The 13,518-nt window shown below is 60.7% G+C and carries 12 protein-coding genes and 5 pseudogenes; 12 read left to right on the top strand and 5 right to left on the bottom strand.

Annotated elements, in window-relative coordinates:
* Nucleotides 1–5: 5 nt before the first annotated feature.
* From ACZ1HK_RS12140 to ACZ1HK_RS12130, 3 genes are all read left to right on the top strand, one after another.
* The gene (locus ACZ1HK_RS12140) at nucleotides 6–560 is read left to right on the top strand and encodes a class I SAM-dependent methyltransferase (RefSeq protein WP_472628923.1); all 555 of its coding nucleotides are present in this window, start codon (nucleotides 6–8) and stop codon (nucleotides 558–560) included.
* A 101-nt stretch (nucleotides 561–661) separates the two neighbouring features.
* Nucleotides 662–1,210, top strand: coding sequence for a YbhB/YbcL family Raf kinase inhibitor-like protein (locus ACZ1HK_RS12135; protein WP_472628922.1), 549 nt, complete (start codon nucleotides 662–664; stop codon nucleotides 1,208–1,210).
* 119 nt (nucleotides 1,211–1,329) lie between these two features.
* Entirely contained in the window at nucleotides 1,330–1,947 is a 618-nt protein-coding gene (locus tag ACZ1HK_RS12130; protein ID WP_472628921.1) for a LolA family protein, read from the top strand.
* On the opposite strand, the gene ACZ1HK_RS12125 is transcribed toward ACZ1HK_RS12130, so the two are convergent.
* Entirely contained in the window at nucleotides 1,944–2,519 is a 576-nt protein-coding gene (locus ACZ1HK_RS12125; RefSeq protein ID WP_472628920.1) for a transglycosylase SLT domain-containing protein, read from the bottom strand. The genes ACZ1HK_RS12130 and ACZ1HK_RS12125 overlap by 4 nt on opposite strands.
* A gap of 86 nt (nucleotides 2,520–2,605) precedes the next feature.
* Nucleotides 2,606–3,493 (bottom strand): AEC family transporter, encoded by an 888-nt coding sequence (locus ACZ1HK_RS12120; RefSeq protein ID WP_472628919.1) that lies wholly within the window; start codon nucleotides 3,491–3,493, stop codon nucleotides 2,606–2,608.
* Nucleotides 3,494–3,580: 87 nt separating this feature from the next.
* Between ACZ1HK_RS12120 and hspQ the strand changes: the two genes are divergently transcribed.
* Nucleotides 3,581–3,907 (top strand): heat shock protein HspQ, encoded by a 327-nt coding sequence (gene hspQ, locus ACZ1HK_RS12115; RefSeq protein WP_368476724.1) that lies wholly within the window; start codon nucleotides 3,581–3,583, stop codon nucleotides 3,905–3,907.
* Between the two features lie 7 nt (nucleotides 3,908–3,914).
* Here the strand turns inward: hspQ and ACZ1HK_RS12110 are convergent, their stop codons facing one another.
* Both ACZ1HK_RS12110 and ACZ1HK_RS12105 read right to left on the bottom strand, forming a co-directional pair.
* Nucleotides 3,915–4,529 (bottom strand): MlaC/ttg2D family ABC transporter substrate-binding protein, encoded by a 615-nt coding sequence (locus tag ACZ1HK_RS12110; RefSeq protein ID WP_472628918.1) that lies wholly within the window; start codon nucleotides 4,527–4,529, stop codon nucleotides 3,915–3,917.
* The gene (locus ACZ1HK_RS12105) at nucleotides 4,519–5,277 is read right to left on the bottom strand and encodes an MlaA family lipoprotein (protein ID WP_472628917.1); all 759 of its coding nucleotides are present in this window, start codon (nucleotides 5,275–5,277) and stop codon (nucleotides 4,519–4,521) included. The genes ACZ1HK_RS12110 and ACZ1HK_RS12105 overlap by 11 nt, the downstream gene beginning before the upstream one ends.
* Before the next feature lie 311 nt (nucleotides 5,278–5,588).
* Here ACZ1HK_RS12105 and ACZ1HK_RS12100 point away from each other — a divergent pair, with 311 nt between their 5' ends.
* From ACZ1HK_RS12100 to ACZ1HK_RS12085, 4 genes and pseudogenes are all read left to right on the top strand, one after another.
* Nucleotides 5,589–6,056, top strand: a complete 468-nt coding sequence (locus ACZ1HK_RS12100; RefSeq protein WP_472628916.1) for a RidA family protein — start codon at nucleotides 5,589–5,591, stop codon at nucleotides 6,054–6,056.
* Nucleotides 6,053–6,817, top strand: a complete 765-nt coding sequence (locus ACZ1HK_RS12095) for a glycerophosphodiester phosphodiesterase family protein (protein ID WP_472628915.1) — start codon at nucleotides 6,053–6,055, stop codon at nucleotides 6,815–6,817. Before ACZ1HK_RS12100 ends, ACZ1HK_RS12095 begins: the two co-directional genes overlap by 4 nt.
* Before the next feature lie 60 nt (nucleotides 6,818–6,877).
* A pseudogene (locus ACZ1HK_RS12090) lies at nucleotides 6,878–8,058 on the top strand (GNAT family N-acetyltransferase).
* Complete coding sequence (locus ACZ1HK_RS12085) at nucleotides 8,058–8,354, top strand: 4a-hydroxytetrahydrobiopterin dehydratase (RefSeq protein ID WP_472628914.1); 297 nt, start codon at nucleotides 8,058–8,060, stop codon at nucleotides 8,352–8,354. Before ACZ1HK_RS12090 ends, ACZ1HK_RS12085 begins: the two are co-directional and overlap by 1 nt.
* On the opposite strand, the gene ACZ1HK_RS12080 is transcribed toward ACZ1HK_RS12085, so the two are convergent.
* Nucleotides 8,351–8,839, bottom strand: coding sequence for a redoxin family protein (locus ACZ1HK_RS12080; RefSeq protein WP_472628913.1), 489 nt, complete (start codon nucleotides 8,837–8,839; stop codon nucleotides 8,351–8,353). The genes ACZ1HK_RS12085 and ACZ1HK_RS12080 overlap by 4 nt on opposite strands.
* A gap of 75 nt (nucleotides 8,840–8,914) precedes the next feature.
* On the opposite strand from ACZ1HK_RS12080, the pseudogene ACZ1HK_RS12075 reads away from it, so the two are divergent.
* The 4 pseudogenes from ACZ1HK_RS12075 (at nucleotide 8,915) to recQ (ending at nucleotide 13,484) form a co-directional block, all read left to right on the top strand.
* Nucleotides 8,915–10,122: pseudogene (locus ACZ1HK_RS12075) on the top strand (NAD(P)/FAD-dependent oxidoreductase).
* Nucleotides 10,119–10,677 (top strand): annotated as a pseudogene (rsmD, locus tag ACZ1HK_RS12070) (16S rRNA (guanine(966)-N(2))-methyltransferase RsmD). Before ACZ1HK_RS12075 ends, rsmD begins: the two co-directional pseudogenes overlap by 4 nt.
* Nucleotides 10,674–11,312 (top strand): annotated as a pseudogene (locus tag ACZ1HK_RS12065) (HAD family hydrolase); the annotation flags it as partial. The pseudogenes rsmD and ACZ1HK_RS12065, both read left to right, overlap by 4 nt.
* A gap of 112 nt (nucleotides 11,313–11,424) precedes the next feature.
* A pseudogene (recQ, locus tag ACZ1HK_RS12060) lies at nucleotides 11,425–13,484 on the top strand (DNA helicase RecQ).
* The last annotated feature ends 34 nt before the right edge of the window (nucleotides 13,485–13,518 follow it).

The following is a 13,518-nucleotide window of genomic DNA, read 5'->3' as shown; positions in this document are numbered from 1 at the left end:
ATCAGATGGCCTTCTACAACCGCGTTGCCTACAAAAACGAGGCCACACGCATCTTCGGAGAGATGGACACAGCCAATATGAGCTGTGCTGAAATCTCGGGCGGGTTCGGGAAGGGCTTTGGGTTCAAGGAATACGAGGAATTCCACTTTCCTGATTATGACATCTGCCAAGGCCCGTTTCGGGATGAAAAGGGCAAGCTGCGCAAGTTCGATATGGTCATCGCCGACCAGGTTTGGGAGCATCTGGAACGCCCCTATGCCGCGACCAAGAATGTCTACCAGATGCTCAAGAAGGGTGGGCGGTTCTACGTTTGCACACCGTTCTACGTGCGCTATCACGAGTTTCCGGTCGATTGCAGCCGCTGGTCCGCGCGCGGGTTGAAGAACCTGCTGATTGAATGCGGGTTTGAAGAAGACAAGATCTGGTCCGACCAATGGGGCAACCTTCAGGTTGCGCAGGCTGATTGCCGCAAGAAGTGGACGAAATACGACGCGTCGATCCATTCGCTTGAGAATGATCCGAAATTTCCGATTGTGGCTTGGGCCGTCGGCACGCGGTGACATGATCCGCCGGTTGTGGGCCTTTTGCGGTGCCATGGTTCTTCGCTTGCAGCCGGTCTGATAACGTCAATCGCAACCGAAACCCGCACAGGAGCATGTCGATGCCCCGAAGAATTGCGTTTCTTGCCGTTTGTCTGGCCTTTGCCGGGCCTCTTCATGCCGACGGAGCCTTTTCCCTGACCAGCCCCGACATCGTGGAAGGCGCGCGCATTGACGACGCGTTCATCTACGATGGCTTCGGGTGCAGTGGCGGCAATACCTCGCCCGCTTTCGCGTGGAGCGATGCGCCAGAGGGCACCGAAAGTTTCGCCTTCACGGTCTTCGATCCAGACGCCCCGCGGGCCGGCGGATGGTGGCATTGGTTGGCGTTCGACATCCCGGCGGATGTCGTGACACTCCAACAGGGTGCGGGGTCCGACGATGGCGCGATGCCACCTGGAACGGTCCAAAGCCTGACGGATTTTGGCGAGACGGGATATGATGGCTCCTGTCCACCAAGAGGGCGGGAGCATCGCTACGAATTCACGGTGTATGCGCTTGGTGTGGCTTCGCTGGGGTTGTCGGAGGAGGCGAGCCCGGCAGATGTTCAAACGGCGATCGAGGAAAATGCCTTAGGCTCAGCCCGCATCACGGCGACCTATGGAAGATAAAGGGCGGGCAACATAGGCGTCACGCGCCTTTGAAGGCCGGTTTTCCGCCACTGTTATCGTATAGCGACCCGGCTATGCCTATATTTTGGGTAAGCAACTCGAATCGGAGAGAAATCCCCATGCCGATAACACGACGCACCCTGCTGGGTGCCACCGCCGCCGCAACCTCTGCCTCGCTTCTGGGCGTGCGGGCGGCCCATGCCAACGCCATTCCTCTGGGCCAGCTGTCGAGCTACCTCAACGGTATTGCGACCGCGCAAAGCCCCTTCACCCAGATCAATTCGGACGGGTCGGTCTCAACAGGGACAGTGTTCATCCATCGCCCGGGCCGGGTGCGGTTCGAATATGATGGGGAAGACTTGCTGGTCATGGCCGGTGGTAGCCAGGTTGCAATCTTCGATGGCCGCGCCTCGGGCCCGCCCGAGCAATACCCGCTGAGCGAGACGCCGCTGCGCATCATCCTGCAACGCAACGTGAACCTTGGCCAATCCGGCATGGTGAGCGAGCATTCGTTCGACGGCACGGCCACCCGCGTGGTGGCGCGTGACCCGGAGCGCCCGAATATCGGCTCCATCACACTGGTCTTCACGCCCAACCCGATTGAGCTGCGCCAGTGGATCATCACCGACGAAGGCGGTCAGCGCACAACCGTGGTGTTGGGCGGGCTTGAGACGGGTGGTTCAATTCCCGCCCGATACTTTGCGATTCAGCAAGAAATCAACGCGCGCGCGGGTTAACAGCGCTCCAGCTGCTGGCGATACATCTCGGCGCGTTGTTCAACGCGCGTGGCGACATCCAGAAGCCAAGGCTTTGAATTGTACGACCCACGCGCGTAGCCCGTATGCCCTTCGTGATAGGCTAGGTATTGGCGGCGCGTGTCATCTAGCGGGATGTTGTTCCGCTCCAGCGTCAGGTTCATGTACCAGCCCATGAAATCCGTGGCGTCGTCAATGTCAGTACGGCGCGCGCGCGGTCGGCCCTCGGCCTCCTGATACTCTTCCCACGTTCCATCGAGCGCTTGGCTGTAACCGATGGCCGAGCTTTGGCGACCCATCGGGATTACACCCAAGGCATAGCGGAAGGGCGGGCGAATATCGCCGTCAAACCGGCTTTCCTGATGGATGATCGCCATCTGCACATGCACCGGCACATTCCAGCGCCGCTCTGTCCGGCGCATGGCGCGGCCATAATTCGGCCGTTCGCGGATCAGCGCACAGGCATCATCCAGATTGCGGGGAGATTCGAATTCGCGCGAACCGCACGCGCTGACAAGGGCCACAAGGCCCAAGGTAAACGTTCGTCTGTACATGGGCCTGCTCTGCCTCTGGTGCCGATTTTTCGACGTTGTGGATAAGTATAGCGGAAAAAGCCGCGCAGGAAAACTGGCGGAATGCCTCAGTTGGCGAGCAGAAACGACAATGTGACCGGCAGGGTGGCTATGGCCAGCAGAGTGGAGATGACGACGAGGCCTGCCACGGCCTCGGGCGCCTGCTTGTAGCGTTCGGCCAGAAGGTAGGAGGTCACGCCAACAGGCGTTACCATCTGCAGGATCAAGACGGCAGCCGACAGGCCAGTCAGGCCAAGGGCCCACACGGCCATAAGGGCCGCTGCAAGTCCGATCGCCAGCTTGGCGAGCGACAGACCAATCGCCATCAAAGCCCCGGCGGGTTTCAGCCGAGCGACGGCTGCCCCGAGTGTCAGCAGCATCAACGGAATGCCCATCTGACCCATCAATCCCAACGCGTTCATCGCAACCTCTGGCGGAGATAGGTCAAGCGACAGGAACACGACGCCGAGGACCGATGCCCAAAGGATCGGCTCCTTCAACACGCGCAAAGGATTGGCGGTACCTGCCACCATCCACAGACCAAAGGTGAACATGGCAATGGCCATGATGGCAAAGACCACGACTGCCAGGCCAAGGCCTAGATCGCCAAAAGCGAACAGCGCCAAGGGCAGGCCCAAATTGCCCGTATTGCCGAAGGTCAGCGGGGCAAGGAAAGCGCGCACATTCTGCCCGGTCAGCCGCAAAAGGCCCAGAACCAGCACTGCCGCCACCCCGTAAGCCAGGGCCGTGGCCGCCCCCAGCGACAAGACTGCGCCCGCGTCAATATCCGCCTCAACCAAAGCCGTGAAGATCAGACAGGGCACGGCAAATGTCATCGCAAGCCGGGTCACAAACTCGGTCGGATAGTCGTAACCCAACCGCACCCAGCCAAAGCCAGCGGCGCCCAGAAGGTACACAGGGGCCGTGATCTCAAGCACTGTTAGGGCAAGGTTCACAGACTGTTTCCCTTAGATTCCGCGTCTCGGCATGGACAAACCACGCCCGTTTTCGTTAACAAACACGCTACTACCCGGGGGCAAGCCATGCTTGAGACACACGCCAAATACAATATCGGCCAGGTGGTTCGGCACCGGAAACACCCCTTTCGTGGGGTGGTTTTCGACATCGATGCCGAATTCTCGAACACCGATGAATGGTACGAAGCGATTCCGGAAGAGGCGCGCCCTCGGAAGGAGCAGCCGTTCTATCACCTGCTCGCTGAGAATGATCAAACCTACTACGTGGCCTATGTGTCCGAGCAGAACCTGATCCCGGACGAGACCGGAGAGCCGGTGGGCCACCCCGATTTACCTGATCTGTTCGGCGATTTTCAGGACGGGCATTATCCGCTGGAATATCAGTTGAACTGATCGTCGCTCATGCGAGCGTGCGCAGATGCTGTGTCAGCGCGTCGATGGATCCGCCGCGTGCCTCCAACATCGCCCCAATTTCCGTTCGTTCCGAGATCATGAGGTTTACGCCTGCGATGATCAGGTTGAAAAAGCGTGGGCTGCCCGACCCGTCGGACACAAGCCAGCGCAACTCGAACGGGGCTTCGCCACGCAGGTTCACCGTGGTGATGACTTCAAAGAAAGACCGTACGGCGCGGGTGTTGTTGACGGTGATCGAACCGCCGATGAACTCGCGGAACCGACGGCCATATTTGGCGGCAAAGTAATCCTGAAAGGCATCGGTGAAGGCGCGAAGCTGCGCATTGCTCGCTGATCGCGCGGGTGGCCCGAGGACCGAACGTGCGATGGTCGGCACGTCGGCGTAGGTCTGAAAAATCCGCTCGAACTCCCGCAGCATGGCGCCTTCGGATTGGCCCGACGCGATCACACGGTTCACCTCGGCCACCGCCGCATCAACCAACGCTTGGGCTTGGCTCGCGTTCAACGCCTGTGCCTGTCTCGGCAGAAACGGAAGCGTCGTCCCGGCGAGGGCAGTGGAGAGAAAGGCGCGGCGGCGGAATTTGAGCAGGTTATTGGGCATAGGGATCAAAATACGGGTCCGAGTAGGGGTCATAATAGGGATCGGCTGCAACGGCCGCGGCTGCGGCAGCAGGGTCATCCCCGGCGTAAGGGTCTTCGTAGACGATCGCATCGCCGCCCAGTTCGAATCGTCGCTGCTGCAAGTAGAGCGAGCGGAGTTGAGCGTAGCTATCGGCAGACTCGTAGAGGATCGAGTCGATGGTGCCGCCGAATTCGTAGCGGCTGTCGAGACCCGAGGCGACAGAGGTCGCCGTCAGGTAGTAGCTTTCTGGCGTGTCCACATGGTGGCGCAGCGGGTTCATGGCGAAGTCCACAACCATGCCAACCGTGTCGCGCGTCGTGGACGGGCCAAGCACGGGGTGCACGATGTAATCACCTTCTCCAAATCCATAGATATGCAGGGTTTCACCGAAATCAGTGGACTCGGCGGGTACGCCAAGCTCAGACGCAACATCGAACAGGCCGGCCACACCAAGTGTCGAATTAATGGCAAACCGCAGGGTGTTCTGTGCGGCATCGCCAAGGCGAAGTTGCAGCAGATTGTTAATCACATAGCCGGGCTGGTTCAGGTTCGACGCGAAGTTTGAGACGCCGTCGCGCACAGGTTCAGGCACGGACGTGCCGTAGGCGTCAGAGGTCGGCCCCAGAACCGCTTGATCCAACGACAGATTGAATTCGTGTGCGGCGCGATTGCGCGCCTCGTATTGGTCTTCGACCTGATCGCCGGGGGCAAGGTTGCCGGGCCACAAGCGGTGACCAGAAGGGTCAGCGCAACGATACCGACTGTGCTTGCCGAATGGATTGAAATCCGATTGCGCACAATATCCCCCAATGCGGCGTGGTCCCGACTGCAAAGTTCGGAAACGGAAGCGTGTAATTATGGGTATAGGGCAAGGTCGCGGGGCACGACACCTGAATTGTCGTTTCAAATGACAAGACCGTGTGATTTGGGCGGATATCGTCTTATGCCACGCCCCTCTGGGGCGTCGGACGCCTCTTTCCCTTGGCGATGGTGCACCTTACGGTTTGCGCCGAATCCAAGGTTCAAGGGAGGCTCGATATGAGCGGAAATTTCGATGCGCGTCTGGCGGAACTCGGCGTCACGTTGGGTGAGGCTACGGCGCCCGCCGCAAACTATGTGCCGTTCGTTCAGGTGGGCGAAACGCTGTATGTCTCTGGCCAGATCAGCATGGAAAACGGTGAGATGATCACCGGAACAGTTGGTACGGATCTCAGCGTAGAGCAGGGAGCCGCAGCAGCGCGGGTCTGCGGCATCAACCTGCTGGCCCAGGTCAAAGCGGCCTGTGGTGGCGATCTGGACCGCCTGGTGCGGGTCGTGAAGCTGACGGGTTTTGTGAATTCCACTCGCGATTTTGGCCAGCAACCGGCGGTGATCAATGGCTGCTCCGATTTCCTTGTGGAGGCGTTGGGTGATGCCGGCCGTCATGCCCGCTCTGCTGTCAGTGCAGGTGCCTTGCCGTTCAACGTCGCGGTTGAAATCGAAGGCATCTTCCAGATCAAACCATGACACTCGATCCCGCGTTTCTGACAATCCCGCTGGCCCATCGCGGGCTGCACGACCGTGCGAATGGTGTGATCGAGAATTCGATGGGCGCCGTGAAGGCCGCCATTGCGGCGGGCTACGGGATCGAGATCGATGTTCAGCTTGCCTCGGACAATGCCGCGATGGTGTTCCATGACGACCGGCTGGACCGCCTGACGGGCGAAAGCGGGCCGATCCGTGGCTGGGCGTCCCGCGATCTGAGCAAATTGCGGCTGACCGGGTCCGACGAATGCGTGCCGACCTTGCCAGAGGTTTTGGATGTGGTTGCGGGGCAGGTCCCGCTGTTGATCGAGCTGAAAGACCAATCCGGTGGCACTGGCGTCGCAGCCGATGATCTGGAACGCGCCGTCGCGCGCGCGCTGGAGGGGTATCCCGGACCCGTCGCCGTGATGTCGTTCAACCCGCATATGGTTGCCAATCTCGCCAAGCGGGCGCCACAGGTGGTGCGCGGGATCACAACCGACGGATATGCCGAAAAGGAGTGGCCGGATCTGTCGCCCGACACGCTGCATCAATTGCGCGAGATTGCGGCCTTTGATCTGGTTGGGGCGAGTTTCATCAGCCATGATTGTCATGAGCTGAATGCGCCCCGCGTGCTGGATCTGAAGGCCAAGGGGGTGCCGATCCTGTGCTGGACCGTGAAATCGCCTGCGGATGAGGTGATGGCCCGAAAGGTCGCCGATAACATCACGTTCGAGGGGTATGCCGCACCGTTTCCGCGCTGATCCGTTGACCAGCGCCCGTGCGAACCCATCTTTGGGATAAGCCAGTTATGGAGTGGCCTGTTGGACGGCGACACCCCCATCACGATTGACCTGCTCAGCAGCCTCTCGCAGATCGATGCGGCGGAGTGGGATTCCTGCGCTTGTCCGGAAGAGGGACGCCCGCTTGATCCCTTCACGACCTATCGGTTCCTCGACGCGCTGGAGCAATCAGGCAGCGTCGGGCCCGGCAGCGGCTGGCAACCGCGCTACCTTGTCGCCCGTCACGAAGATCAGGCGATTGCCTGCGCGCCGATGTACGCCAAGGGTCATTCCCAGGGCGAATATATCTTCGACCACAATTGGGCCCATGCCTATGAGAATGCAGGCGGTGAATATTACCCGAAGCTGCAGATCGCAGCGCCCTTCACCCTGCCACAGGCCGGCGGTTCCTGACCCGCCCGGGATGGGAGGCGGTCGGGATCTCCGCCCTGATCCAGGGCGCCGTGCAGATCGCGGCTGATAATGATTTATCGTCTCTCCACGTCACCTTCTGTACCGAGGATGAGGCGATTGCCGGTGAAAAGATCGGTCTGATGCGGCGCTGGTCCCAGCAATTCCACTGGTTCAACAACAACTATGCCAGCTTTGACGATTTCCTCGGCTCGCTTTCCAGCCGCAAACGCAAGAACATCCGCAAGGAACGCGCGCGGGCGCAGGATTTCGGGGGTGAGATCGTCTCGCTCACAGGCGACGCCATCCAGCCCGCGCATTGGGATGCGTTCTGGCGGTTCTACCAAGACACCGGCGCGCGGAAATGGGGCCAGCCTTATCTGACACGTGATTTCTTTGACCGCGCCCATGCCACGATGGCGGACGATATGCTCCTGTGCCTTGCCATCCGCGACGGCCAACCGGTCGCTGGCGCGCTCAACTTCATCGGGGCCGAAACGCTCTATGGCCGCTATTGGGGCTGCGTCGAAGATCACCCCTGTCTGCACTTCGAGCTGTGCTACTATCAGGCCATAGACTATGCGATTGCCCATGGCTTGAAGCGGGTCGAAGCCGGGGCGCAGGGCACTCACAAACTGGCGCGGGGCTACATGCCGGTTGCCACTCATTCACTGCACTGGGTGCGCGATGCAGGTTTTGCCGAGGCGATTGGCCGGTATCTGCAAGCGGAACGCGACGCGATTGATGAAGAGATCGAAGTGCTGACGAAATACGGCCCGTTCAAACGGGCCCATGTGGAGGAGCAGGAATAATGGCCGAGAAACTGGATGGCGCAGCACGGGCGGATGCGCTTGCCGCCTTGTCAGCAAAGGGATGGACAGAGGTATCGGGCCGCGATGCCGTCCAAAAGACCTTTGTGTTCCGCGATTTCACGCAAGCCTTTGGCTGGATGACCCAGGTCGCGATCACTGCTGAAAAGATGGACCACCACCCCGAATGGTCGAATGTCTACAAAACGGTTGAGGTGACTCTGACAACCCACGATGTCGGCGGGTTGTCAGACCTTGATGTCAAACTGGCCGGGCGCATGGACGCCCTGGCCGGTTAGATCGCTGCCAGCAGCGTCTCACCTGCTGAGACTTCGCAGACGCCGGGGCCTTCCTCGACATTCACGACCTTCACGACGCCATCTTCGGCATACATCGCATAGCGACGCGAGCGGTCGTAGAAGCCCACCGGTTCCGCCGTCCAATTCATGCCGATGGCCTTGGTGAACGCAGCGGACGCATCGCCAAGCATCTTAATCCCTGCGTCTTTTGCGCCCGTGCTGTCACCCCAGGCGTCCATCACGAATGGGTCGTTCACTGACACGCAAATGATCTCATCTACGCCTTTGGCGTCGAAGCCATCTTTGGTGCGCATGAACGATGGCACATGGGCTGACGTGCAGGTGCCGGTATACGCGCCCGGCAGGCCGAAGATCACAACCTTGCGGCCTTTGGTCAGGCTGTCCATTTCAACCTGCTCAGGGCCTTCGGCGCCGATGCGAAGGACGGTGGCATTGGGCAGTGTATCGCCTGCGGAAATGGACATGGGGGTCTCTCCTGCTTGTCGAGTTCGTTGTTGCGCATATAGGGTCCGCTCGAAGCACGCCAACAGGAAAGCAGCATGGATCGGATAATCGTTGTCGGGGCAGGGCAGGCCGGGGCTGCCTGTGTTGCGAAATTGCGGGCCGAGGGATTTGAGGGCGCAATCACCCTGATTGGCGATGAGCCCGCGCCCCCTATCAACGTCCGCCACTTTCCAAGGCTTACCTGCTGGGCGACATGGAGTTGGAGCGGCTCTACCTCCGCCCGCTCGAATGGTATGCTGAAAACACAATTGATTTGCGGATGGGCCAACCGGTTGAGGCCGTCGATGCCTCTGCCAAGACGGTCACCGTTGGTGGCGAGGCTCTGCCCTACGACGCGCTTGTCTTCGCCACTGGATCCACGCCTCGCCATCTTCCGGCCGAGATCGGTGGCAACCTGCGTGGCGTCCACGTTGTACGCACCTTGGCGGATGTCGATGCAATGGAACCCCAAGTGCGCGAGGATGGCCGGGCTCTGATCGTTGGCGGCGGTTATATCGGGCTGGAGGCAGCAGCTGTGGCGCGTAAACGCGGCATGGACGTGACCGTGATTGAGGCGGCCCCTCGCATTCTGGGCCGCGTTGCCTGTGCTGAGACGGCGGATTATTTTCGCGACCTACACGAAAGCCATGGCGTGACCATCAAGGAAGGCGTCGGGCTGGAATGTCTTGATGCCGCCGACCGCAGGGTTGTCGGTGCGATGCTGAACAACGGCGAAGAGCATCCCTATGATCTGGTGATTGCCGGGATTGGTGTGACGCCAAATGACGGTTTGGCGGCAATGGCCGGCGTAACTCTGGAAAACGGCATCGCAACAGACGCGCACGGGCGCACTTCGGACCCGTCCATCTGGGCGGCGGGGGATTGTGCGTCCTTGCCATTCCGGGGCGAACGCATCCGATTGGAATCAGTCCAGAATGCGATTGATCAGGCAGAAGCTGTCGCGAAAAACATTCTCGGCGCAGGCGAGGATTATGAGCCCAAGCCGTGGTTCTGGTCGGATCAGTACGACGTCAAGCTACAGATCGCGGGTCTGAACCTTGGCTATGACCGCGTGGCCGTCCGCGACGGCGGTAAGGCGCGCTCGCATTGGTATTACAAGGGTGATGAGTTGCTGGCCGTCGATGCGATGAATGACCCGCGTGGCTACATGATCGGCAAGCGCCTGATCGAGGCTGGGAAGTCCCCTGCGCCCGCGGTGGTCGCGGACCCGGAAAGTGATCTGAAGGCACTTCTCAAAGCATGAGGATCGTCGGCGGCCGCTTGCGCGGCAAAAAGCTGGCCGATGTGGGTGCAGGCGATGCAGCCGCGCATCTGCGCCCCACCACGGACCGCGTGCGCGAAAGCCTGTTCAACCTACTGACAAACGGTCGCAACGGTGATCTGGTTGCGGGAACCCGCGTGCTCGATCTTTTTGCAGGCACCGGCGCTCTGGGGCTGGAGGCGCTCAGCCGCGGCGCGGTCCACGCTACCTTCGTCGACAACGGCACCGCAGCCCGCGCCCTTCTGCGAGAGAACATCGCTGCCTGTGCAGCCCAAGGCATCACCAAGGTCTTCCGAAAGGACGTGCGCCAGATTGGCCCTGCGCAAAAAGGGCTGCGACCTGATCTTCCTCGACCCACCCTATGGTCAGGGTCGCGGGGAAGAGGTCCTCCCGATGCTCGCCACCGAAGGCTGGCTTGCAAAGGGCGCGACACTCGTGTGGGAAGAGGAAACAGCCCCCATCGTCCCCGCCCCCTTCGAGACCCTCGACCAACGCAAATACGGCAATACAACCATCACCCTCCTGAGGTTCCCATGACCCCCGATCTCGTCATTTTCGATTGCGACGGCGTGCTTGTGGACAGCGAGCCTCTGACCAATGCGGTCATGGCCGAAGACCTGACGGAACGCGGCCTTCCCTTGACCGCCGAAGAAGCGATGACGCATTTCATCGGCGGCACCATCCCCGGCGTGGCCGTAAAGGCACGCGATATGGGGGCGGATATTCCCGACGATTGGGTGGAGCAGATCTACACCAAAATGTACGCGCGCCTGCGCGAAGGCGTTGATCCGATCCCCGGTGTCATTGCCGTGCTTGACGCGCTTGATGCGGCGGGCCTGCCCTATTGCGTGGCGTCCAACGGGTCAGACGAAAAGATGGAGATCACCCTCGGCGCCACTGGCATGACCTCCCGGATGAAAGGGCGATTGTTTTCGGCCCATGCGCTTGGCGTTTCAAAACCCGATCCCGACCTGTTCGAAATCGCGGCCCGCGACATGGGCGTCACCCCGGACCGCGCCGTCGTTATAGAAGACAGCGCCACCGGCGCGTTGGCAGCCAAACGCGCAGGCATGGCCTGCTTTGGCTATGCGCCCGAGGACGGCGAAGGCCTCGCCCAACACGGCGCGACGATCTTCCGCGACATGCACGACCTGCCTGCGCTTCTCGGTCTGAAGTATTCCACAGAAACCGCATCTTGTGGGACTTGTTTACCGAATCTCAATATGGGACGTTCACTCAATAACGAGCATTCGAACCAAACTTTAAGCAGGCTGCCCTCCACCCATGCTGGTCGCGCATCCCGACGCCTCTGCAATCCTGAAGTCGACTTTTGGCTTCGACGACTTTCGGCCTGGCCAGGCCGAGATCGTGGAGGCTGTCGCGTCAGGAAAAAATGTGCTCGCGATCATGCCAACTGGTGGCGGCAAAAGCCTGTGCTTTCAGCTGCCTGCGCTGATGCGCGACGGGGTTACTGTTGTCATCTCGCCCCTCATCGCACTGATGCGCGATCAGGTCCGCGGCCTGCGCGAGGCAGGGGTTGAGGCAGGCGCTCTAACCTCCGGCAATACGCCCGAGGAAACGGATGCCGTCTGGGAAGGCCTGCAAAACGGTACCCTAAAACTCCTTTACATCGCGCCCGAACGCCTTGCCTCAGGCGGAACCGAACGGATGCTCAGTCGCGCCGGTGTCAGCCTGATCGCTGTGGATGAGGCCCATTGTGTCAGCCAATGGGGCCATGATTTCCGCCCCGACTACCTGCGCATCGGGGCGCTGCGCCGCGCGCTCAATGTGCCCATCGCCGCCTTCACCGCCACCGCCGACGCTGAAACCCGCACCGAGATCTGCCACCGCCTGTTCGACGATAACGAGCCCGAGATCTTCCTGCGCGGCTTTGACCGCCCAAACCTCGCTCTGGCCTTTGAGGTCAAAAACCAACCCCGCCAACAAATCCTCTCCTTCGCCGCCGCCCGTAAAGGCCAATCCGGCATCGTCTACACCGGCACCCGCGCCAAGACAGAGACACTGGCACAGGGCCTGCGCGAGGCCGGGCACAATGCTTGTCACTACCATGCCGGGATGGATGTCGATGATCGCCGCGTCGTTGAACAGCGCTTCAACACGGAAGATGGCTTGATCGTCTGCGCCACAGTGGCCTTCGGGATGGGCGTCGACAAACCCGACATCCGCTGGGTCGCCCATGCCGACCTGCCGAAAAGCATTGAAAGCTACTATCAGGAGATCGGCCGCGCGGGCCGGGATGGTGCACCTGCCGATACGATCACGCTCTACGGACCTGATGACATTCGCTTTCGCCGGCAGCAGATCGACGAAGGCCTGGCACCCCCGGAACGGAAAGAAGCGGACCATGCCCGCCTCAATGCGCTGCTGGGTCTGGCTGAGGCGCAGGGGTGTCGCCGTCAGGTTTTGCTTAGCTATTTTGGCGAACAGGCCGACGGCTGCGGCAATTGCGATCTCTGCGAAAAGCCGCCTGAGCTGTTCGATGCCTCTGTCGCCGTGCAAAAGGCCCTGTCAGCCATGCTGCGCACAGGTGAATTTTTCGGGGCAGGTCATCTGATCGATGTGCTGCTTGGCGCGGACAACGATAAGATCCGTCAACGCGGTCATGACCGACTGTCCGTCTACGGTGTTGGAACCGAATTCGACAAACGCCAATGGCAGGCTGTCTTCCGTCAAATGATGGGGCGCGATTTGATCCGCCCGGATCCGGGCCGCCACGGTGCCTTCCGCATGACCGATGCCGCTCGGCCAATCCTGCGCGGCGAGGCCTCGATCACGCTGCGCAAAGACACCATTACCAAGGCCCCCGCCGCCCCGCCGTGAAGATGCTGGTCAGTGAAGAAGATGCGCCGCTGATGTCTGCCCTGAAGGCTAAGCGCCGCGCATTGGCCGAGGATGCGCGCGTGCCGGCCTATGTGATCTTTACCGACAAGACACTGATCGAAATGGCCGAAACCAAACCCACCAGCCTCGACGCCATGGCGCGCATCTCAGGCGTCGGCGCGACCAAACTGGAGCGTTACGGCGCGGCCTTCCTTGAGGTCATTACCGGCGACGCGCCAGAGCCCGTCCACCCCGCCCGCCGTGCGCTGGCAGGCCGTGACGCGGGCGATGTCTTCGACCGCCTGATGGAAGCCAGTCAGGAGCTGATGCGCGGCGATGACGGGACCGGAAAATACCTCTCTGTTACCCATTCGACATTGCGGAAAATCGCAGAACGTAAGCCCGACAGCCTGGAGGCGCTGGCCCGTATCAACGGCATGTCCGACCAAAAGGCCGACCGCTTTGGCGAAGCCTTCCTCGATGTGTTGAGAGAAGCTGGATAACAGCGCGCCGCCGCTTACATCCAACCAAAAGGAG

It is taken from the genome of Gymnodinialimonas sp. JB5-7, from assembly GCF_055693405.1.
The sequence above is the reverse complement of the archived record's forward strand: the minus strand, read 5'-3'. Positions and strand labels throughout refer to the sequence as shown.

Coding starts and splice junctions, on each gene's coding strand:
- ACZ1HK_RS12140 (WP_472628923.1), top strand. CDS start 6: ATGGCCTTCTACAACCGCGTTGCCTACAAAAACGAGGCCACACGCATC.
- ACZ1HK_RS12135 (WP_472628922.1), top strand. CDS start 662: ATGCCCCGAAGAATTGCGTTTCTTGCCGTTTGTCTGGCCTTTGCCGGG.
- ACZ1HK_RS12130 (WP_472628921.1), top strand. CDS start 1,330: ATGCCGATAACACGACGCACCCTGCTGGGTGCCACCGCCGCCGCAACC.
- ACZ1HK_RS12125 (WP_472628920.1), bottom strand. CDS start 2,519: ATGTACAGACGAACGTTTACCTTGGGCCTTGTGGCCCTTGTCAGCGCG.
- hspQ (WP_368476724.1), top strand. CDS start 3,581: ATGCTTGAGACACACGCCAAATACAATATCGGCCAGGTGGTTCGGCAC.
- ACZ1HK_RS12110 (WP_472628918.1), bottom strand. CDS start 4,529: ATGCCCAATAACCTGCTCAAATTCCGCCGCCGCGCCTTTCTCTCCACT.
- ACZ1HK_RS12100 (WP_472628916.1), top strand. CDS start 5,589: ATGAGCGGAAATTTCGATGCGCGTCTGGCGGAACTCGGCGTCACGTTG.
- ACZ1HK_RS12095 (WP_472628915.1), top strand. CDS start 6,053: ATGACACTCGATCCCGCGTTTCTGACAATCCCGCTGGCCCATCGCGGG.
- ACZ1HK_RS12085 (WP_472628914.1), top strand. CDS start 8,058: ATGGCCGAGAAACTGGATGGCGCAGCACGGGCGGATGCGCTTGCCGCC.
- ACZ1HK_RS12080 (WP_472628913.1), bottom strand. CDS start 8,839: ATGTCCATTTCCGCAGGCGATACACTGCCCAATGCCACCGTCCTTCGC.